This window comes from Peribacillus sp. GL_122 (assembly GCF_057835005.1).
In genome coordinates this window covers 3656709-3678111 of sequence record NZ_CM174415.1, presented here as the reverse complement: position 1 = coordinate 3678111, position 21403 = coordinate 3656709, and the positions used below count along the sequence as shown (strand labels likewise).

Sequence of the window (21403 nt, the reverse complement as noted above, 5' to 3'; positions counted from 1 at the left end):
ATCATGGAATCCATCCAAATAAAAACGGCTTCCAAGCAATATCCGGTTTTAATTGGCAAGAAGGCAATAAATGAATTGCCAGAATTAATAACACATGAATTAAATCACCTAAACAAGATTCTGATCATAACTGATGAGAAAGTGGCGGCACTTCATTTGGAGACTGTGAAAAACGCCCTGATCAAGACCGGAAAACCGGTCCTGCATCATGTAGTGCCAGAAGGGGAGCATGCTAAAACTTTCGATGTGTTTTATGAATGCCAAAGCTTCTGCTTATCCCATCAGATTAATCGCAAGTCATTGATTATCGCCCTTGGCGGTGGTGCAGTCGGTGACTTGGCTGGATTCGTCGCGGCCACTTTTATGAGAGGGATTCCATTTATACAGGTTCCGACGACTATGCTCGCCCATGATAGTGCAGTGGGCGGTAAAGTTGCCATCAATCACCCGCTAGGGAAAAATATGATTGGGGCCTTTCATCAGCCTGAAGCGGTCATTTATGATCTTGAATTTCTTAAAACTCTGCCTCTTAAAGAATTAAGGTCAGGTTTTGCGGAAGTCATTAAACATTCCTTGATAGCAGATAATGAATTTTATCTATGGTTAAAGTCGAATATTATTGATTTAAATAATATAACGGATGAGCAATTCCTGACAATGATTACAAAAGGAATTGGCATTAAAGCTAAAATTGTCGAAGAGGATGAGAAGGAAAATGGCATTCGTGCCTTTTTGAATTTTGGTCATACGCTTGGACATGCAGTGGAAAGTTCAATGGGATACGGAAACTTTACGCACGGGGAATCAATTTTAATCGGGATGGTATATGCTCTTAAATTAAGCAGAAAGAAAGTGGATCTCGATTTTAAGCTAGATGAGTTTATTGGCTGGGTTTCTTCTTTAGGTTATCAAATAACCATTCCAACCCGACTTGAACATGCAATGCTGCTTGATTTAATGAAAACAGACAAAAAATCGGTCAATGATGCAGCTACCTTTGTTCTGCTAAACGAAGTGGGGTCACCGCTATTAATGGATTTAGCCGACTCTGAGCTGATAGAGGAAATGGCTGATATGATATAGAGTTCTGAAGAAGGGGGACTATGTGTGATAAGAGGAATAAGGGGTGCCACTACAGTAGAGAGAGACACAGAAATGGAAGTGATTTCAGCTGCCGAAAAGTTGATGGTAGAGATCATTCAGGTTAACGAGATTGATCCCGATATGGTAGCTTCTGTATTTTTTTCTGCGACGGAAGAGATTCGTTCTGTCTTCCCTGCCAAAGCCTTGAGGAAATTCGAAGGCTGGACTTATGTACCGGTTACATGCATGAAAGAAATACCGGTGAGCAATTCCTTGCCATTTTGCATCCGGGTCATGATCCACGTAAATACGACGAAATCTCAAAAAGAGATACATCATGTATACCAGGCAGGGGCTACGGTATTACGGCCAGATTTGACAAAGCAGATATAAGATGATTTTAAATCTATGAATATGATATACTATTCTCGCACTTTCTTACTTTAAAGTGATAAAAATATATAGAGGTGATTGACATGAAATGGAATGAAGCGGTCCTTTCCTTGAAGTCTTATCAACCGGGAAAATCCACTGATGAAGTGAAAAAATTATACGGGCTGGAAAAAATCACGAAATTAGCTTCAAATGAAAATCCTTTTGGCTGTTCGGAAAAGGTCAAGGAATCCGTTAGGAATTCAACCCATTCGTTTGCCATCTATCCGGATGGATATGCAACGATGCTTAGGGAAGCTGTTGCAAAACATACAGGTGTGAAAGAAACTCAGCTTATTTTTGGGAATGGATCTGATGAGAACATTCAAATCATCTCCAGGAGTCTATTGGGAGCTGGAAAGAATACGGTCATGGCAACAGGCACTTTTTCGCAGTATCGCCATAATGCCACGTTAGAAGGTGCGGAAATCAGGGAAGTTCCTCATATTGACGGTGCTCACGATCTAGAAGGAATGCTTAAAGTAATAGATGAAAAAACGGCGGTAGTCTGGCTTTGTACACCAAATAATCCAACTGGTAAATACATTTCGGAACATGACTTAGTATCGTTCATCGAAAAAGTGCCGGAAGATGTTCTTATCGTTTTGGATGAAGCTTATTGTGAATATGCAACGGCTGAGGATTACCCGAGAACGAATCAATGGATTAATAAATATAAAAATTTGATCATACTCCGGACATTCTCAAAAATTTATGGACTTGCCAGTTTTAGGGTAGGGTACGGTTTGGCGGATGAGGATATTATTCAGAAACTAGATCCATCCCGGGAACCATTCAATGTGAACACATTCGCACAGAATATTGCTATCGTCGCTTTGGAGGATCAAGCCTTCATTGAAAAATGCAAGGAAGAAAATCAAAAAGGGCTCAAGCGGTACTATGAATTTTGCAATAAGGAAAATTTAGCTTATTACCCGTCACAAGGTAATTTCATCTTTATCCATTTTAAACAGGATGCCGATGTGGTGTTTCAATATTTGCTTGAGCGCGGGTACATCGCAAGGTCGGGGAAATCTTTCGGTTTTCCTAACAGCCTGAGGGTAACGATTGGTTCAACTGAAGAAAATGAAGGAATGATTAATGCTATTAAGACTTTTTTGAATGAAGTTGAGGCACCTTCTGATTCGCTGCTTTAACGTTTCATCAAACCTAGAGGAGCATAAAAGATGCGGGGGAGAGAAGAGTGAAGGGTAAGGTTTTTGTAATAGGTCTAGGTCTAATTGGCGGATCACTGGCCATGGCTGTACGCCATGCACATCCTGAAGCTGTGATTGTTGGTACGGACCTAAGTGAAAAGAATATTCAACTTTCGATGCTATTGGGAATCATTGATGATTCTGTATCATCTTTGGAAGCGGGAGCACGTGAAGCTGATTTAATTCTACTTGCTGTGCCTGTCAATGAAACCGTGAAGATTTTAGCTCAATTGGCCGATATGGAGTTAAAAAGTGATGTCCTCATATCGGATGCAGGAAGTACGAAGGATACAGTCGTTAAGGCAGCAAAACCATTGATAGATAAAGGGGTGGCCTTCATCGGGGGGCACCCTATGGCTGGTTCCCATAAAAGCGGCGCTGGGGCAGCCAAATTGCATTTATTCGAACATGCATTTTATTTGCTTACTCCCGGAGATTCCATTGAAGAAGAAAAAGTTGAGCAGCTGAAAGGGTGGCTGCAAGGGACAAGAGCTAACTTTCTGGTTGTGAGTCCTGCCATGCATGATAAGCTGACTGGGGTCATTAGTCATTTTCCGCATATTGTCGCATCGGGGCTCGTTAAACAGGCAGAAAATTACAGTAAGGAAAACAAGTTGATTTCAAGGCTTGCAGCAGGCGGATTCCGAGATATTACAAGAATTGCTTCAAGCAGTCCGGAAATGTGGCGTGACATTTTGTTACATAACCGGGATGTGCTACTTGAATTAATGAATGATTGGCTGAATGAAATGGAGCATATAAAAGGTCTGGTTGCGAATGAAGATAGTGAAGAAATCCTTCGATTCTTTACCGATGCCAAGATTTTCAGGGATGATTTGCCAACACATGCAAAAGGCGCCATACCAGCGTTTTATGATTTATATATCGATATACCGGATTATGCCGGAATAATTTCTGAGATTACCGGATATTTGGCTCAAGAAGGTATCAGCATTACAAACATAAGGATCATTGAAACCAGGGAAGAGATATACGGTGTGCTGGTCATCAGCTTTCAAACGGACGTTGATCGCATAAAAGCTGCGGAGTGTATTTCTAGACATACAGATTATGAAACGATCCTGGCATAATATTGATAGGAAAGGATGGTTTTATGAATACAAAAAAATTACAAACGAACATCCAGACATTACGTGGTTCGATTGCCATACCTGGAGATAAGTCGATCTCCCATCGTTCGATAATGTTCGGAGCACTAGCCGAAGGGGAAACGACAGTCACTAATTTTCTTCCAGGAGCCGATTGTTTAAGTACGATTTCCTGTTTTAAGCAGCTTGGAGTCCATATTGAACAAGATGGCCAGAACGTTAAAATTGAAGGCAAAGGTTTTAATGGATTGAAGGAACCTGAATCTGTACTGGATGTCGGAAATTCTGGTACGACGATCAGGTTAATGATGGGCATTTTGGCAGGACAGAAATTTTCGGCCGTTTTGGCAGGTGATGAATCGATAGCCAAACGTCCAATGACCCGGGTAGTCAACCCTCTTCGTCAGATGGGAGCAGTCATTGATGGCCGAAAAGGAGCCGAATACACCCCGCTCTTCATAAGAGGTGGCAAATTAAAAGGGTTTCGCTATGAATTGCCTGTAGCAAGTGCGCAGGTAAAATCAGCGATAATCTTGGCTGGTTTACAGGCAGAAGGTGAAACGATCATTATCGAACCGGAAGAGACCCGTGATCATACAGAACGAATGATCCAAGAGTTTGGCGGGAAAATCGAAAAGGACGGTCAAACGATTAAAGTAAGCGGAAACCAAGTCTTCAAAGGGACCGCCATCCATGTGCCGGGTGATATTTCTTCGGCGGCTTTCTTCATGGTGGCTGCAGCGATTACGGAAAATAGTGAAGTGGTGTTAAAGAATGTGGGCCTTAATTCGACAAGGACTGGAATCATCGAAGTCATGAAATCGATGGGGGCGGATATTACGATAGAGAAGAAGACGAGCGAGGGTGAACCTGCAGGAGACATCACTGTCAGAAGCTCCCGACTAAAAGGGACGACCATCAGCGGTGATCTAATTCCCCGCCTCATCGATGAAATACCGGTAATTGCACTTCTGGCAACACAGGCTGAAGGGATAACGACAATCAAGGATGCAGCAGAACTTAAAGTGAAAGAGACGAATCGAATTGATACTGTTGCAAATGAGCTCTCCATCCTTGGGGCAGATATAACCCCGACAGCAGACGGATTGATCATCAAAGGACGTAAAGCCCTTAATGGAGGTATGGTTACAAGCCATGGAGATCATCGTATCGGGATGATGCTCGCTGTAGCGGCTTTGATAACGGATGGGGAAGTGGAACTTGCTGACCCTGATGCCATAGATGTATCATATCCACAATTTTTTGGGCATTTGAGCCAATTGATAAAGTAAATATAAAAAAAGTTTACATACCTTATTTGGTCTGTAAACTTTTTTAAATGCTTAAAAGTGTTGAAAGCGCTAACATCCGGGCTTTTTTTACCTGTATGGTCATGAAAATAATGAAAAAGGGGTTCATGATCAAAAAGGAGATTTACCGTAGCGTGGAGAATTAACTAGTAACCTTTTTTTAATGAGAATGGGAGGGGACTTCATCAATGGAATACAGGGCTACAGTATGGTAAACTAATGAATACTGTTTACTATGCATCTCGCGATTACATGGTATTTTGTTCTTAATGGAAGAATATGTTACATTATGGCGTGAGTGTGTATGACTAGGGACCAAGTCTATCATGCAAAAGGAAGGATTCAACAATGAATACAGTGGAACAAGTTATACAGCATTTAAAAAAAGGGGAATTAACAGAAGCTCTTAAACATATAAATCGAATTAAATCATCAGAGTCAGCAGAGGACATATTGTTGCTGGCCGAAGAAATGCTCCAGCTTGGTTTTGCGGAGGAGGCAAAGGATCTTTTTGAACATCTGCTGCAACTCTATCCCAATGAAGGAGAATTGATTGTTTCGTTGGCGGAAATCCTTATTGATATGGACCAGGAAGATGAAGCGATGCTGATGCTTGAAAAAGTAAGTGCAGATGATGAAGTATATCCAAGTGCTTTGCTTTTGGAAGCAGACCTTTATCAATTACAGGGGATGGATGAGGTCAGCGAACGGAAATTACAGCAAGCCAAGGAAATGCTTCCAGATGAGATCATCATTGATTTTGCACTAGCTGAACTGTTCTTTCATCAAGGAAGGGATCAGGAAGCCATTGCAAATTACATAAAGGTTTTGGAACATGAACAAGAAATCGCTGGTGTTAATGTCAATCAGAGGCTTGCTGAAGCATTAAGCAGTTCAGGGAAGTTCGAGGAGGCCCTTCCGCACTTTGAAAAGGCCTTACAGGATGGACTTGAAATCAATACCCTATTTGAATATGCATTTACAGCTTTTCAGGCAGGCCTTTATGAGACAGCCGTACGAAAGTTTATTGAACTGAAAGAATTAGATCATGAATACCATTCTCTATATTTGTACCTGGCAAAGAGTTATGAACATCTTGAAGATCTGGAAAATGCCTTGAAAACGGTCAAAGAAGGAATCAAGGCTGATGAATTCAATAAGGAACTTTACTTCTTCGGTGGAAAAATAGCCTTGAAAAGCGGGCTTGATGAAGAGGCGGAAAATCTATTTAAAGAAGCACTTGCCATTGATCCGGGATACCTGGAAGCTGCACTCACCCTATTGAAACTGTATATGCACCACGAAAGGTATGAAGATGTATTGGAGTGTATTGGTGAAGTAAGGCGATATGGAGAGGATGATCCGCAGTTTGAATGGATAGCTGCTGTATCTTATCAGCAAACCGAGCAATTTAAAGAGTCATTAACCAGCTATCATAAAGCATATAATTCATTCAAGAACAATCAAGATTTCCTTGAAGATTATGGTTTCTTTTTAATTGAAGAAGGAGACAGAGCCACATCTAGAGAAGTATTTAATAAGCTGCTTGAGATGAACCCGGCGAATGATGAGTATGCAATGATTTTGGAGCGGCTAGGTGAAAGCACGGATGAAATGTAGATAAGTGAAACAAAACTAAATCAAGACAGAGGAGGGAATTCATGGTGGCTGCCCCTGTTTCTGTGAATGAGAAGAAGGATTTTATTCGGTGGTTTTTAAATCATTATCAATTGAAACGAAGAGAATGCGTATGGATATTGAATTACTTAATGAGTCATGATCAACTAATGAAAAAGGTTCATTTTGTAGAAAATGCACAATATTGCCCACGTGGACTGATCATGTCGACACATTGTGTGGATGAAGTCCCTTTCAGGTTCTATAAGTCCAATATCATGACGACCGATGCAGAGAAATCTTTTCATGATATCCGTTTAAATCGGGATGAAGACATTTATATTCAGCTCAATTTTAAATCGTCTTACTCTTCCTATCAGTATGCAGCGGTACTCGAGCACAATCCCTTCATGCCGAAATCAACTGCATCGAATGAAAAAGATCAGCTGCTGGCTGAACAATTTTTAGAAAGAAGCATGTTGTATTTTCAAAGGGATCGACTGCTTAAGGAAATCGATGAAGCACTTGATAAGCATGATGAACAAGCATTTAAGAACTTAACAGAACAATTGAATCAATTAAAAGTACTTGGATAAAATAAATTGACCTTTCCGTAATCAGGAAAGGTTTTTATTTTTTATAAAACATTGATAAAATCCACATTTCTGTAAAGACTATGGGTATATGGTAAATATGTTATAAAAATAATGGTAAAATGAAAAGGAGTTGATTCAAAAAATCGGGAGTGAAGTAGACATGAAGTGGACAGCAAAAGATCTTGACATGTATATGCAGTCAAAAGAGTATGTGGATACCGTTTTGATTCCTTTGGTTCCCCTATCTTTTAAAGGTCAAATGAAGCAATCGGGCTCAATGAATGAATTTCTTACCATTCTAAGCTTGGAAATTGAAAAGCAGATGAAAGGAAGAATTCTTTTATTGCCAACATTTCATTATATAAGTGATGAAATGGATAAGGTTGAGCGGTTAAAGCGTTGGGCCAATGAAGTGAAAGAAAATGATTTCGAGCATGTTTTTTTTCTTACATCGGATTTTGAGTGGAAAAAGGAAGAGCGGGAATTAGAAAATAATTTAGTATGGATTCCTGCCATCCCCCTCGATGGGCTTGAAATTGAACAAGCAAGGGAAATGATTAACCAGCAAGTTCTCCAAATCCTTGATATTTTCTCTTATAATTGGAAAAATGAAAAAAAGTAGGATTTTTCGCAATATTTGACACATTGTTGCCACCTTTTGGGTTTTACAAATATTGACCTTGGTAAATTATTGAGATATCATGGAAATGTCCTAGTTTTATAGTGTCGCTATTTATTGGTCCTTTGGGCTCTCAGTATAGTAATAGAGGGGGGGAAAACGCATGAGCAAGCATAATGTTTCACGACGTCAATTCCTTAATTACACACTTACTGGCGTTGGTGGATTTATGGCGGCCGGTATGTTGATGCCTATGGTTAGGTTTGCAATTGATCCTGTATTATCAGCTGATAAAGGCGGGGATTACGTTGCAACTAAACAGAAGGTAAGTGAACTGACTACCGAACCAACCCGTGTCGACTTTAGTTTTAAACAGGTCGATGGGTGGTATGAGTCTGAAGAAACAAATACAGCATGGGTTTACAAAACGGATGATGGTAAGATCGTTGCTTTATCTCCAATCTGTAAACATTTAGGCTGTACGGTAGGTTGGAATACGGATAAGACTAATCCGAATCAATTTTTCTGTCCTTGCCATTATGGCAGGTATACGAAAGATGGGATGAATGTGAAAGGGACACCGCCGGTTTCACCATTGGATGTCTTTGACACGAAAGAAAAAGACGGAATACTTTATTTGGGTCAACTAAAACCGCATGGGGAGGCGTAAACATTGCTAACAAAGTTATATGACTGGGTGGACGAGCGTTTAGATATTACGCCATTATGGCGGGATATTGCTGACCATGAGGTTCCTGAACATGTTAACCCCGCACATCATTTTTCTGCATTCGTATATTGTTTTGGTGGGTTAACTTTCTTTATTACGGTCATCCAAATCTTGTCAGGCATGTTCTTGACGATGTACTATGTCCCGGACATTAAAAACGCTTGGGAATCTGTTTATTATTTGCAAAATGAAGTTGCCTTCGGTCAAATTGTCCGTGGTATGCATCACTGGGGAGCAAGTCTAGTTATCGTTATGATGTTTTTACATACTCTTCGTGTCTTCTTCCAGGGAGCTTACAAAAAACCGCGTGAATTGAACTGGATGGTCGGCGTATTGATTTTCTTCATCATGCTGGCATTAGGCTTGACTGGTTATTTATTGCCATGGGATATGAAAGCGCTATTCGCAACGAAGGTTACTTTAACAATTGTCGAATCGGTACCATTGATGGGACCGGCACTCAAGACATTGATAGCAGGAGATCCAACCATCGTTGGAGCACAGACATTGACACGATTCTTTGCAATTCATGTATTCTTCCTGCCAGCAGCATTATTTGCTTTACTAGCGGCTCATTTCCTGATGATCCGAAAACAAGGTATTTCAGGTCCACTATAAAAGAATGGTGAACCAAAAACCAAAAAAACCTTTTCATAAAGGAGGGGAATTGTTCAATGCATCGTGGGAAAGGTATGAAATTCGTAGGTGACTCGCGTATCTCCGCGGACCGTAAACCGAATATTCCGAAAGATTATTCAGAATATCCTGGGAAAACTGAAGCATTTTGGCCTAATTTCCTTTTAAAAGAATGGATGGTAGGAGCTGTATTTCTTGTAGGTTATCTTTGCCTGACAATCGCACATCCGTCACCATTGGAAAGGATAGCAGATCCAACAGATACAGGGTACATTCCGCTGCCGGACTGGTATTTCCTATTCCTTTACCAATTACTTAAGTATACTTATGCTTCAGGTCCTTATAATGCAATCGGGTCCATGGTAATACCTGGTTTGGCTTTCGGGGCATTGCTCTTGGCACCTTTTCTAGATCGTGGTCCAGAGCGGAGCCCGGCGAAACGTCCTTTTGCTGTAGGCTTCATGTTATTGGCAATGGCCGGCGTTTTCTATTTAACATGGGAGTCCGCAGCCCATCACGATTGGGAAGCTTCCAAGAAGCAAGGAGCAATCGTTGAAGGTGCAGACATTGATAAAGAGAGCGATGGGTATAAATTAATGGATTCTAATGGCTGTATCAGCTGTCATGGAGCAGAATTAACTGGTGGAGCAGGAGCACCAAGCTTAATTGACACTGGTTTAAAACCAGAAGAAATCTCTAAGATCGCAGTCAAAGGCCAGGGTGACATGCCAGCTGGCATGTTCAAAGGTACAGATGAAGAATTGAAAACATTAGCTGAATTTGTATCAGGTTTATCGACAAAATAATATAGCCATCAACAGATTTTCTTTCATATGCTGCAAAAAGAAGCTGACGACCACGGTTGTCGGCTTTTTTATTGGTAAATTGAAGTGTTAATGAGAAGAAATTGAAATGAATACTTGGTTTTCTGGTTGATGGCCTGTAAAATGAGTATACATAAGAATGTAAGTGAGGGTAAAAGAATGAATGTAATTTACAGTTGGCTTGCAAATCGGCAAATGCTCGCTTTGTTATTATTAATAAATATATTCGGAACTGCCTATGGATATTATTGGTACGGTAGTCAATTGGAAAACACTCCGGCGATTTTTTTGGCATTTGTACCGGATAGCCCGACTGCCAGCCTGTTTTTTGTATTTGTTTTAGTTGGGTTCCTATTAAGAAGGAATTTCGGACTTATGGAAGCATTGGCGATAATGACACTATTCAAATATGGCATATGGGCAGTTGTAATGAATTTGATGACCTTGGTGACAACAGGTTCATTGCCATGGGAAGGTTATATGTTAATGGCTTCTCATTTGGGGATGGCGATTCAAGGTGTATTATATGCACCATTTTATCGAATAAAACCTTGGCATATGATAGTGGCAGGGATTTGGACCATACATAATGACATTATCGATTATGTTTTTGAAATGATGCCAATATACCGTGATTTATTGGTATATATGAATTCGATAGGCTATTTCACTTTTTGGCTCAGCATACTTTCCATTTTTGTCGGCTGGTACTTTGGATATAGAAATAAGCGAATCACCCTATCCTTCATCCCTTAAAAGTTAACTCTAAATACAGCTTTGTAAAAGCAGGGTTAACTTTTTTATGTTGAACGAGGTCTACTCATGTTTTTTCTTTCATATCGTTTTAGTAGAGATATGAGGAGGGACGAGTAGCATGTTGAAAAAATTCATATTAACCATTGCTGTTTTATTTGTCGTCTTACATTTCCCTGTCTATGCAGCATCCTCTTCAAGTTTGGAGCAATTAGATGACATTTCCGATAGAGCCTTGGAAATGACCAAGTTGAAGCGATATGGAGATTCGGAAAAGATGCTGACGTTTTTTTCTGACCGGTTTTTAAAAGAGACAGCGAAAGAGCAGATTCTTGACATGGACGAACTTCGAATTATCACTGTAGCTCATAATGAGGCGTTGATGACAATAAAGGATATGAACAAGGGAGATTCCGAAAAGGTTAATTCTGTTACAAAGTTCCGGCTTGTTGTTGATGCGGTCAAGTCTACCCATCAGCCCCTTTGGACAGAGATGGAGGATCAAATGATGAATTCCTTCCAGCAAACAAAGAACGCCGCGATCAATCAAGACACAATTACATTCAATAGCCAATTGAACTTATTCCTATCACAATATGAAATGATATATCCAAGCTTGAAAGTCGACCTTTCTAAAGAAACGATGCAGCAACTGGACACGAGGATCCAATACATCAACCAATACCGTCCTGAGGTAATCAGTGATGGAGAAAGTCAAAAGGAACTGGATGCGCTGCAAAACGAACTAAGCACCATTTTTGATGAAATGGGGGAAGATGATACAGATCCTTCCCTTTGGTGGGTCATCATATCGACAGGCTCAATCATTATCATGACGCTTTCATATGTAGGCTGGAGAAAATATAAAGGTGATAGGGAAAAACCAAGGAAAGAGCATAATGATTAAAAAGACACGGGAAGAGAACACTATATTTGACATGGTTGCCTTCAATCCATAGAATTAAGAGTAATAATAGTTATAGGAGGATACCATGTATTTCATTTATTTGGCGATTATCATTTTAATCCCGATTTATGCACAAATGAAAGTGAAAAGCACGTATAAAAAATATTCAAAGGTATCGGCCTCTTCTGGTATGAATGGTGCTGAGACGGCGCGGGCCATCTTGGATCAAAATGGACTGTTCAATGTCAGGGTCGAAGAGACACCTGGAATGCTTTCAGACCATTATGACCCAAGGGATAAAACGGTGCGTTTATCATCTGATAACTATCACGGCCATTCAGTTGCCGGTGTAGCGGTTGCAGCCCATGAAGTTGGACATGCGATTCAAGATAAAGAAGCATATGCATTCTTGCGTTTCCGCCATGCATTAGTACCGGTAGCTAATTTTGGCTCTAACATATCTTGGATTTTGATTTTAATCGGGGTGTTAGCCAGAATCCCAGGCTTATTAATAGCGGGTATCGTATTTATGGCAGCTGCAGTATTATTTCAAGTAATCACGCTGCCGGTGGAGTTTAATGCTTCCTCTCGGGCGATGGATCAACTCGTTTCCGTTGGGGTCATCCGGAATGATGAAGAACGGGAAACGAAAAAAGTATTAAATGCCGCTGCGATGACTTATGTTGCTGCTGCTCTTGTAGCCGTTCTGGAATTAGTTCGTCTTCTGCTTATGTATACAGGAATGAGGGAAGAGGATTAATTTGAAAAAGGACACCATCTTGGGATGGGGTCCTTTTTTATTTTTAAAAGTATTTGCTTCACATTGCTAATAAAATTCAGTTAGTAGGGCAACATTCATAAGGATTGCATTCCATCTGTATGCCACAAATAAAAGGATTACCTTTCAATGGGATTCTTGTTTTCATCAAGGGTAAAGCCCTCACCCAATACATCATGCACTTCACTTACAGATACAAATGCATGAGGGTCCACCGATGTTATGGCAGTCTTTAAGCGGACTAGTTCATTTTTACCAACAACACAGTAGAGTACTTCCCGGTCATTGCGTGTAAAGGACCCATATCCCCTTAATACGGTTACGCCCCGCTCCATATCATTCATGATTTTTTCAGCAATTTGCTTGTTTTTATCACTAATGATCATTGCACCTCTAGCAGCATAGGCCCCTTCTTGCATAAAGTCGATTACTCTGGCACCTATAAATACGGCAACGAGGGTATACATCGCTTGCCGGTAATCAAGGTAGGTTAGGATGGACAGGCCAATGACGACGGCATCAAAGATGAACATGGTCCGTCCCATGCCCATCCCCAAGTAACGATGGGCAAAACGGGCGATGATATCCACTCCGCCTGTTGTCCCGCCGTAGCGAAAGATGATGCCCAGCCCGATACCAACAGAAACCCCGGCAAACAATGCCACCAGCATCAAATCGTTTCCGAGATCGATTTCAATTTCGTATCTCTCGAATATCCAAAGCCAAACGGAGAGGCCGACCGTGCCGATAATCGTATAAAAGAAAGATGTGCGCCCTAAATATTTCCACCCAATTAAAAATAAGGGAATATTCAAAATCAAATTAGAATAAGAAGGATTTATCCCGATAAGTTGATATATAATCAAGGTGAGACCGGTGAATCCGCCTTCGGCCAAGTTGTTCTGCATGTTAAAATGCACGAGGCCAAAGGCGAATATTCCAGCCCCAAAAAGGATGAATATAATATTTTTCAATTTTAAGCCCAAAAGCATGTCCCATACCTCCAAAGGTTTGCATATCATCAATTTACTTATTATAACTAATTAACCAACTATGGGCAATTTTGATTCGCGAACGTATCTGTTGTCTTCTGTTTCACTTTTAGCTAACATGGAGAAGGTATGATGTTTGAAAACGAAAATCAAGAATGGGTGACGATATGGAAAAGCATAAGACGATCCAACAAATGCAAGCGGAAGTCGACCAATACATAGGACAATTTAAAGAAGGATATTTCAGCCCTCTAGCCATGCTCGCCCGCTTGTCTGAAGAACTTGGTGAATTGGCTAGGGAAGTCAATCATTACCATGGTGAAAAACCAAAGAAGGCAACAGAGGAAGAGAATTCGATTGAAGCGGAATTAGGGGACATGCTTTTTGTGTTGATTTGTTTTGCCAATTCTTTAGGGATTGACCTTCAAAACTCGCATGATTTGGTCATGGAAAAGTTTACAACCCGCGATAAAGATAGATGGACAAGAAAAGAAGAGAAAATGGAGGAGGAAGGTAAAGATGAGTAAAGTGAAAGTGATTGTAGCTGGTCCACGTGGCAGAATGGGAAATGAAGCGGTGAAGCTTGTACATAGGACAGAAGGGTTTGAATTGGCAGCTGTCATAGATCGCAAGCATAACGGGGAAAGCATCTCCGCGATAGAAGGTTTTCACGGTATTGAAGCGCCGGTTTTTTCGGATATAAATGAATGTTTTTCTTCTATAAAGGCGGACGTATTGATCGATTTGACCACACCGGAAGTGGGGATGTTCCATACCGAAACGGCACTTAATCATGGTATCCGCCCTGTAGTGGGAACGACTGGTTTTACTAAGGAAGATTTAGCGAAACTGGATTCATTAACAAAAGAAAAGGGCATTGGTTGCATCATCGCGCCAAACTTTGCAATTGGAGCCATTTTGATGATGAAGTTTTCCCAAATGGCTGCAAAGTATTTCCCTGATGTAGAAATCATAGAAATGCACCATGATCAAAAACTGGATGCACCTTCTGGCACTGCTTCCAAAACGGCAGACATGATTGCAGCGGTACGTGAAACAAAACAACAGGGGCACCCTAATGAAAAAGAAACCATCCAGGGGGCAAGAGGTGCAAATGTAGATGGCATGCATATCCACAGTGTACGGCTACCGGGACTGGTTGCCCATCAACAGGTGCTTTTCGGAAGTGATGGAGAGCTATTGACGGTTCGGCATGATTCCTTTAATCGAGCGTCCTTCATGTCAGGAGTCAAACTTGCTGTCGATACCGTCATGAAATTGGATGTTCTTGTATACGGCCTGGAAAATATTATCGAATAGGGATCAGGAGGATTTACGATGAAAATTGCCTTAATTGCCCATGATAAGAAAAAAGAAGATATCATTCAATTTGTAACAGCCTATAAAGCTGTATTTGAGCAGCATGAATTATTTGCAACAGGTACGACCGGGAAAAGAATCATGGAAGAAGTATCACTGCCTGTCCATCGTTTTCATTCAGGACCTCTTGGCGGGGATCAGGAAATAGGTGCAATGATTGCACGCGGAGAAATGGACATGGTCCTATTTTTCCGCGATCCTTTGACATCACAGCCTCATGAACCTGATGTATCGGCGCTTATACGACTATCAGATGTATATGAAATTCCCTTGGCGACAAATATGGGCACAGCAGAAGTGCTTATACAAGGATTGAAACATGGGTATATGGACTGGCTAAAACTACGGCAAAAACAAGGTGAGATAAATGAAAAACAAAAGTAACATAGATATCCTGGCTTTTGGCGCACATGCGGATGATGTTGAAATCGGTATGGGCGGCACAATCGCTAAATATGTGCAACAAGGCAGGGAAATTGTCATTTGTGATTTGACAAAAGCTGAAATGTCATCCAATGGAACCGTTCCATTGCGGCAAGAGGAAGCGCATAAGGCTGCTGAAATCCTTGGGGTGACGAGGATTTCCCTTGATTTACCCGACCGGGGACTATACATGAAAGCGGAATACATAAATCAAATCATTACGGTCATTCGGCAATATAAACCTGCCCTTGTATTTGCCCCATTTTTGGAAGATCGCCATCCGGATCATGGTAACTGTGCCAAATTAGTGGAGGAAGCAGTTTTTTCGGCAGGAGTAAGAAAGTATATGGAAGAAGAAGGCCTGGATTCTCATCGTGTCCAAAATATGTACTATTATATGATCAATGGGTTTCACAAACCGGACTTCGTCGTGGACATCACTTCTACAATATCGAAAAAGCTGGATAGCCTTAGGGCATATGGCAGCCAATTCGAAAAAAGTCAAATATCTGTAGAAACACCGCTAGTTAATGGATATATCGAGACTGTAGAGTCACGGGAGCGGATGTTCGGTAAAGAAGTGGGTGTCGCCTATGCGGAGGGATTCATGACAAAAAAACCGTTACTGATCGATGCCGACTTGTTAGGAGAAAAATAAGCTTATGAAATTAAAAATTGGAATTACCTGTTACCCTACAGTTGGGGGTTCTGGTGTCGTAGCAACTGAATTAGGTAAGATGCTTGCAGAAAAAGGACATGAAATACATTTCATTTCTTCAAGCCTCCCTTTTCGCTTGAATAAGATGTACTGTAATATTTTTTATCACCAGGTTGAAGTGAACTCGTATTCAGTTTTTCAATATCCACCATATGACCTGGCTCTTGCTAGCAAGATAGCGGATGTCGTAAAACGGGAGAAATTAGATATCCTTCACGTTCATTATGCAATTCCACATGCTGTTTGTGCGATCCTTGCAAAGCAGATGTCAGGTAATGAAGTAAAGATCGTAACCACACTGCATGGTACGGACATAACCGTATTAGGCCATGATCCCTCATTGACCAATTTAATAAAATTCGGGATAGAGCAATCAGATGTCGTTACAGGAGTATCTAATTCCCTTGTTCAGCAAACGCACGAATTAATCGCGCCGGAAAAGGAAATCAAAACCGTCTATAATTTTATTGATGAGAGAGATTACCATAAATCTAATTCCGATTACCTTAAGGATGAATACGGAATCAGTGAAGATGAAAAAGTGATCATCCATGTTTCGAATTTCCGTTCGGTCAAGCGAGTGAAAGACGTTATCCAGGCGTTTTATTTAACTCAAAAGAAAATGCCTGCAAAGCTTCTACTTGTAGGAGACGGGCCAGAAGTGACAACCGTATTGAAATTGGCTAAAGATCTTGGAATCGATGATTCGGTCTTGTTTCTTGGTAAGCAGGATAACCTTGCCGAATTATATTCAATCAGTGATTTGATATTCCTGTTATCGGAAAAAGAGAGTTTCGGACTTGTGTTGCTTGAGGCGATGGCATGTGGAGTTCCTTGTATCGGGACGAATATCGGAGGAATTCCTGAAGTCATCGTTGATGGGGAGACTGGTTATATTTGTGAATTGGGAGATGTCAATATGGTTGCTGAAAAAGCGGTTGGACTTTTAAGCGACCCGATTTTACATAAACGCTTTTCTGAAGCTGCGATGGAAAGGGCCAATACTGATTTTCACTCCGATACGATCATGTCAGAGTATGAAGCCATCTACATTCAAGCACTTGAAGGTAAATCCATGGAATAGGGAGGGGATGCTGATGGATCGGTTATTCTTAAAATCAGTACCCATTCTTGAAGTGATTGAAGAAGCTGGATACGAGGCTTATTTCGTTGGCGGCTCTGTAAGGGATTATATCCTTGGCAGGCCCATAAACGATGTGGACATGGCCACTTCCGCAACACCCCAGGAAATCAAAAGGATTTTTCCTAATACGGCTGATATTGGAATCGACCACGGAACCTTGCTTGTCATTACGGATACGGGTACATACGAAATTACGACGTTTAGAACGGAAAGCGGGTATTCGGACTTTCGCAGACCCGATTCTGTACAATTTGTCCGTTCTTTGACTGAGGATTTGCAAAGAAGAGATTTTACGATGAATGCAATGGCAATGGACAAGACCGGAAAGATCATCGATCCATTTAATGGTAAGCGTGATTTGACAGAAAAAAGGATTATCACGGTTGGCAACCCGCATGAAAGGTTTCATGAGGATGCATTGAGAATGATGCGTGCTTTAAGGTTCGTCAGTCAACTTGATTTTGACCTGGATCAAGAAACCTTTGATTCCCTTAAAGAGAACGCCCAGATCATCAGTGAAATCGCTGTCGAAAGAATCCTGGTTGAATTTGAGAAGCTAGTGGCCGGCTCCAATAAGATAAGGGCTTTCTCACTCTTGCTGGAAAGCGGATTATATCAATACCTGCCTCTATTCTCCAGTAAAAAAGATCATTTAATGGACTTACTGAACCTGCCTCTTCATCAGCTAAAAGCGGCAGAAATATGGTCTATAATCATGGTTCACACAAAGGATCAGGAACTGGAAAAGGCTTTGAGGTCATGGAAGCTGCCATTGAAAACGATAAGAAACATTCAACGTACGATACAGCTAGTGAAGAAAGAACCATCAGCCATCGATGTATTTCAGGCAGGTCATGGCGTAACTGTACAAGCTGCTAAAGTCAAGGCGGCCCTGACTGGCGGTAATGTATCGGATGCGGAGGAGAATGCACATCGGCGCTACAATGAACTTATTATTAAACAAATGTCGGATCTTGCCGTTACGGGGACGGATTTATTGAATTGGAATCAAGAAAAGCCAGGTCCATGGGTCAAAGAATACTTGGAAAAAATATTGAAAGCGGTCTTGAATGAGGAATTAAGAAATGATAAAGAAGAAATTAAGAGGTGGCTGGTGAAATGCAATCTGAGTTAAGAACAAAGCTGATGGAAGCCCTCTCGAAAGCGGATGGTGCGTTCATATCCGGTCAGGAAATTGCTGAATACATTGGCTGTTCGCGCACAGCTGTCTGGAAGCATATAGAAGACCTACGCAGTGAAGGATATAACGTGGAAGCCGTTAGGAAAAAAGGCTACCGGATCATATCAGCTCCGGAAAAAGTGTCAGAGAGCGAAATACAACTTGGCTTGGAAACAAAAACGATCGGCAAGATGATCCACTATCAGGAAACTGTAGAATCCACTCAAAAAATTGCGCATCAACTAGCAAATGAAGGCGTTCAGGAGGGAACCCTCGTCGTTGCCGAGGAGCAGTTATCCGGAAAAGGAAGGCTAATGAGATCTTGGCATTCCCCGAAATTCAGCGGCATATGGATGAGTCTGATCCTAAGACCGAAAATCCCGATTCATGAGGCTCCGCAACTTACATTATTGGCAGCAGTCGCTGTGGCTCAGGCTATAGAGGATACCACTGATTTGAAGCCACAAATAAAGTGGCCGAATGATATTTTGGTGAATCGCAAGAAAGTGGTGGGCATCCTGACGGAGATGCAGGCGGAGTCAGATAGAATCCATTCTGTCATTGTCGGAATTGGAATGAATATCAATCAGCAATTGGAGGATTTTCCTGAAGAACTGCAGGAAAAGGCTTCTTCCCTTCTCATAGAAAGTGGAGGGACGGTTTCAAGGTCCAAGGTCATTCAACGAGCATTGTTCCGTCTCGAAAATTTGTACGAACTCTATTTAGATCAAGGCTTCATGCCAATAAAGGATTTATGGGAAAGTTATGCGATCAGTCTTGGCCAGGTTATCAAAGCCAGTACCGTTAATGACACAATTGTCGGAAAAGCATTGGGCATAACGGATTCAGGCGTTTTACTTCTTGAAGACGGAAAAGGAACCGTACACTCGATATATTCTGCAGATATTGAAATTCAGTAGATTTTGTCAAATTCGTAAAAATTAAATAGAAATTTTTAATTTGGCTTGATATAATGCAATTGGGCAGTATCTAATGTGAACTGCACCCCCATAAATACCAAATTATTTGAAAATCTGCCTTGATCCAGAGAACTGGACGGGGACGGAGGGATGAAACTTCTGATGAAACAAAGATTGACTAAAAGATAAGTCTGTGTCGATATTTGGCTTTTTAAGCCATTTTTCGTAGCGAAACAGATACTTTTTTAGTCAGTCTTTTTTTTGCGCATGAATGTATAGACACCAGTTTTCGCTGATGTTTTCATCTCCTCCATCAAAAGGAGGAAACGTAATGAAATTGTCCGGAGATTTTTTGAAGATGAAACAAAATCAAGAGAAAATTGTCATGCTGACGGCTTATGATTACCCGTCAGCAAAGTTAGCCGAACAATCAGGTGTGGACATGATTTTAGTCGGCGATTCTTTAGGAATGGTCGTATTGGGATATGAATCAACGATTCCAGTTACGGTGAATGACATGATCCATCATACAAAGGCAGTAAAACGCGGGGCACCAAATACATTTGTCGTGACGGACATGCCCTTTATGAGCTATCACCTATCTATGGATGAAACACTCAAGAATGCAGCCCGAATCATGCAGGAAGGTCATGCGGATGCCGTGAAGCTTGAGGGCGCGGATGATGTTGTTGAAAAAATATCAGCATTGACGAAGGCGGGCATCCCTGTTGTAGCCCATCTTGGCTTGACTCCTCAATCAGTCGGAGTTCTGGGCGGATATAAAGTGCAAGGAAAAGATGCCGAAAGTGCAGCACAGCTCTTGGAAGATGCGAAAAAGTGTGAAGCGGCAGGGGCGATGGCAGTAGTATTTGAATGTGTTCCACATCAAGTGGGGGAACTCGTCACACGGAACCTGGAAATTCCAACCATTGGAATTGGGGCAGGAGCAGAAACGGATGGTCAAGTCCTCGTTTACCATGATGTCATCAAGTATGGGGTAGACCGGCTAGCGAAATTCGTAAAAGTTTATGGAGATGCAAATGAACTGATTGGTCAATCGATTACAAGCTTTGTGAATGAAGTGAAATCTAAAGATTTTCCGTCGGAAGAACATACTTTTACAATGAAGGAAGAGCAGCTTTCTGAACTTTATGGAGGGAAAAGATGAAAACTTTTACATCAGCTGCTGATTTGCAACTGGCACTCAGAGAGGAAAAAAACAATCACAAAAGCATTGGCTATGTAGCGACAATGGGGTTTTTACATGAGGGGCATGCAACCCTTTTGGAAAAGGCCCGCAAAGAAAATGATATTGTGGTATTGAGTATTTTTGTGAATCCGATGCAATTTGGACCTAATGAGGATTTTGAAACATATCCGCGGGATTTGGAACGGGATGAAAATGTCGCAGCAAATGGCGGAGTGGATTATATCTTCTATCCAACAGTCCACGAAATGTACGGTGAAGAACCATCTGTGAAGGTTGTTGTCCAAAGCAGGACGGATGTTTTATGCGGGAGACAAAGGCCTGGACACTTTGATGGTGTAGCGACGGTCTTAACGAAATTCTTCAATATCATCCTTCCTGATAGAGCTTACTTTGGTAAGAAGGATGCCCAGCAAGTCGCCGTGATAGATGGACTGATCAAAGACTTTAATTTCCCTATCCAGCTTGTTGCTGTAGATACCGTTCGCGAAGAAGATGGGTTAGCAAAGAGCTCGCGAAATGTTAACCTATCAGATCAAGAGCGCATGGAGGCTAAAGAGCTGTACCAAAGTTTATTAAAGGCCAAAGAGGCGGTTGAATCAGGTGAAAGAAATGCAGCAACCGTCACGGCCTTAGTAAGAGAACATATTGCTGCCCAAACAAGTGGAGTGATCGACTATATTGAAGTCTATCAATATCCGGAACTTAAACCACTTGAATCGCTTGCAGGAAACGTCATCATTGCATTGGCTGTAAAGTTCAAGCATGCAAGACTAATTGATAATATCACCTTATATGTAGAATAATTCATGAAAATCAGGGGGAATT

At 41.3% G+C, this 21403-nt stretch carries 24 protein-coding genes; 23 read left to right on the top strand and 1 reads right to left on the bottom strand.

From position 1 onward, the window contains the following. Nucleotides 1–3 precede the first annotated feature (3 nt). The 14 genes from aroB to AC3ISB_RS17640 all read left to right on the top strand — a co-directional run bounded on the left by aroB (nucleotide 4) and on the right by AC3ISB_RS17640 (nucleotide 12593). Complete coding sequence (aroB, locus tag AC3ISB_RS17705) at nucleotides 4–1083, top strand: 3-dehydroquinate synthase (RefSeq protein ID WP_489273797.1); 1080 nt, start codon at nucleotides 4–6, stop codon at nucleotides 1081–1083. Nucleotides 1084–1107: 24 nt separating this feature from the next. Continuing rightward, the gene (gene aroH, locus AC3ISB_RS17700) at nucleotides 1108–1476 is read left to right on the top strand and encodes a chorismate mutase (RefSeq protein ID WP_489273796.1); all 369 of its coding nucleotides are present in this window, start codon (nucleotides 1108–1110) and stop codon (nucleotides 1474–1476) included. Nucleotides 1477–1559: 83 nt separating this feature from the next. After that, a complete protein-coding gene (gene hisC, locus AC3ISB_RS17695) occupies nucleotides 1560–2672 on the top strand; it encodes a histidinol-phosphate transaminase (protein ID WP_098370776.1) in 1113 nt (370 codons plus the stop codon). A gap of 47 nt (nucleotides 2673–2719) precedes the next feature. Further along, complete coding sequence (locus AC3ISB_RS17690) at nucleotides 2720–3823, top strand: prephenate dehydrogenase (RefSeq protein WP_141993566.1); 1104 nt, start codon at nucleotides 2720–2722, stop codon at nucleotides 3821–3823. 23 nt (nucleotides 3824–3846) lie between these two features. Next, nucleotides 3847–5133: a 3-phosphoshikimate 1-carboxyvinyltransferase gene (gene aroA, locus AC3ISB_RS17685; RefSeq protein ID WP_489273795.1), complete on the top strand. Its 1287-nt coding sequence runs from the start codon at nucleotides 3847–3849 to the stop codon at nucleotides 5131–5133. A gap of 366 nt (nucleotides 5134–5499) precedes the next feature. Then, the gene (locus AC3ISB_RS17680; protein ID WP_141993564.1) at nucleotides 5500–6771 is read left to right on the top strand and encodes a tetratricopeptide repeat protein; all 1272 of its coding nucleotides are present in this window, start codon (nucleotides 5500–5502) and stop codon (nucleotides 6769–6771) included. Nucleotides 6772–6812: 41 nt separating this feature from the next. Next, nucleotides 6813–7364, top strand: coding sequence for a ReoY family proteolytic degradation factor (locus AC3ISB_RS17675; protein ID WP_063233222.1), 552 nt, complete (start codon nucleotides 6813–6815; stop codon nucleotides 7362–7364). A 160-nt stretch (nucleotides 7365–7524) separates the two neighbouring features. Further along, the gene (locus AC3ISB_RS17670) at nucleotides 7525–7986 is read left to right on the top strand and encodes a YpiF family protein (RefSeq protein ID WP_141993563.1); all 462 of its coding nucleotides are present in this window, start codon (nucleotides 7525–7527) and stop codon (nucleotides 7984–7986) included. Nucleotides 7987–8146: 160 nt separating this feature from the next. Continuing rightward, nucleotides 8147–8653: a QcrA and Rieske domain-containing protein gene (locus AC3ISB_RS17665; RefSeq protein ID WP_098370771.1), complete on the top strand. Its 507-nt coding sequence runs from the start codon at nucleotides 8147–8149 to the stop codon at nucleotides 8651–8653. A 3-nt stretch (nucleotides 8654–8656) separates the two neighbouring features. Continuing rightward, complete coding sequence (gene qcrB / locus AC3ISB_RS17660) at nucleotides 8657–9331, top strand: menaquinol-cytochrome c reductase cytochrome b subunit (protein WP_034307974.1); 675 nt, start codon at nucleotides 8657–8659, stop codon at nucleotides 9329–9331. Nucleotides 9332–9387: 56 nt separating this feature from the next. After that, entirely contained in the window at nucleotides 9388–10155 is a 768-nt protein-coding gene (locus AC3ISB_RS17655; RefSeq protein WP_364279416.1) for a menaquinol-cytochrome c reductase cytochrome b/c subunit, read from the top strand. 177 nt (nucleotides 10156–10332) lie between these two features. Then, nucleotides 10333–10929 carry a lipoprotein heptaprenylglyceryl N-acetyltransferase LhaT gene (lhaT, locus tag AC3ISB_RS17650; RefSeq protein WP_098370769.1) on the top strand — a complete coding sequence of 199 codons (597 nt, stop codon included), beginning with the start codon at nucleotides 10333–10335 and terminating at the stop codon, nucleotides 10927–10929. 118 nt (nucleotides 10930–11047) lie between these two features. Next, complete coding sequence (gene ypjB / locus AC3ISB_RS17645) at nucleotides 11048–11833, top strand: sporulation protein YpjB (RefSeq protein ID WP_098370768.1); 786 nt, start codon at nucleotides 11048–11050, stop codon at nucleotides 11831–11833. A gap of 85 nt (nucleotides 11834–11918) precedes the next feature. Next, entirely contained in the window at nucleotides 11919–12593 is a 675-nt protein-coding gene (locus AC3ISB_RS17640) for a zinc metallopeptidase (RefSeq protein ID WP_347939837.1), read from the top strand. 137 nt (nucleotides 12594–12730) lie between these two features. Here the strand turns inward: AC3ISB_RS17640 and AC3ISB_RS17635 are convergent, their stop codons facing one another. Next, complete coding sequence (locus AC3ISB_RS17635) at nucleotides 12731–13603, bottom strand: YitT family protein (protein WP_098370766.1); 873 nt, start codon at nucleotides 13601–13603, stop codon at nucleotides 12731–12733. A gap of 167 nt (nucleotides 13604–13770) precedes the next feature. On the opposite strand from AC3ISB_RS17635, the gene AC3ISB_RS17630 reads away from it, so the two are divergent. From AC3ISB_RS17630 to panC, 9 genes are all read left to right on the top strand, one after another. Beyond that, the gene (locus AC3ISB_RS17630; protein WP_098370844.1) at nucleotides 13771–14130 is read left to right on the top strand and encodes a nucleotide pyrophosphohydrolase; all 360 of its coding nucleotides are present in this window, start codon (nucleotides 13771–13773) and stop codon (nucleotides 14128–14130) included. Further along, the gene (gene dapB / locus AC3ISB_RS17625; RefSeq protein ID WP_098370765.1) at nucleotides 14123–14923 is read left to right on the top strand and encodes a 4-hydroxy-tetrahydrodipicolinate reductase; all 801 of its coding nucleotides are present in this window, start codon (nucleotides 14123–14125) and stop codon (nucleotides 14921–14923) included. The genes AC3ISB_RS17630 and dapB overlap by 8 nt, the downstream gene beginning before the upstream one ends. An 18-nt stretch (nucleotides 14924–14941) precedes the next feature. Further along, nucleotides 14942–15367 carry a methylglyoxal synthase gene (locus AC3ISB_RS17620; protein WP_141993559.1) on the top strand — a complete coding sequence of 142 codons (426 nt, stop codon included), beginning with the start codon at nucleotides 14942–14944 and terminating at the stop codon, nucleotides 15365–15367. Beyond that, complete coding sequence (gene bshB1, locus AC3ISB_RS17615; protein WP_489273794.1) at nucleotides 15351–16064, top strand: bacillithiol biosynthesis deacetylase BshB1; 714 nt, start codon at nucleotides 15351–15353, stop codon at nucleotides 16062–16064. Before AC3ISB_RS17620 ends, bshB1 begins: the two co-directional genes overlap by 17 nt. Nucleotides 16065–16068: 4 nt before the next feature. Beyond that, on the top strand, nucleotides 16069–17208 hold the full coding sequence (bshA, locus tag AC3ISB_RS17610; protein WP_480338687.1) for an N-acetyl-alpha-D-glucosaminyl L-malate synthase BshA: 1140 nt from the start codon (nucleotides 16069–16071) through the stop codon (nucleotides 17206–17208). A 13-nt stretch (nucleotides 17209–17221) separates the two neighbouring features. Further along, the gene (locus AC3ISB_RS17605) at nucleotides 17222–18403 is read left to right on the top strand and encodes a CCA tRNA nucleotidyltransferase (protein WP_489273793.1); all 1182 of its coding nucleotides are present in this window, start codon (nucleotides 17222–17224) and stop codon (nucleotides 18401–18403) included. Further along, nucleotides 18388–19368 (top strand): biotin--[acetyl-CoA-carboxylase] ligase, encoded by a 981-nt coding sequence (locus AC3ISB_RS17600; protein WP_098370760.1) that lies wholly within the window; start codon nucleotides 18388–18390, stop codon nucleotides 19366–19368. Before AC3ISB_RS17605 ends, AC3ISB_RS17600 begins: the two co-directional genes overlap by 16 nt. Before the next feature lie 331 nt (nucleotides 19369–19699). Continuing rightward, on the top strand, nucleotides 19700–20536 hold the full coding sequence (gene panB / locus AC3ISB_RS17595) for a 3-methyl-2-oxobutanoate hydroxymethyltransferase (protein ID WP_098370759.1): 837 nt from the start codon (nucleotides 19700–19702) through the stop codon (nucleotides 20534–20536). Beyond that, entirely contained in the window at nucleotides 20533–21381 is an 849-nt protein-coding gene (gene panC, locus AC3ISB_RS17590; RefSeq protein WP_098370758.1) for a pantoate--beta-alanine ligase, read from the top strand. The genes panB and panC overlap by 4 nt, the downstream gene beginning before the upstream one ends. The last annotated feature ends 22 nt before the right edge of the window (nucleotides 21382–21403 follow it).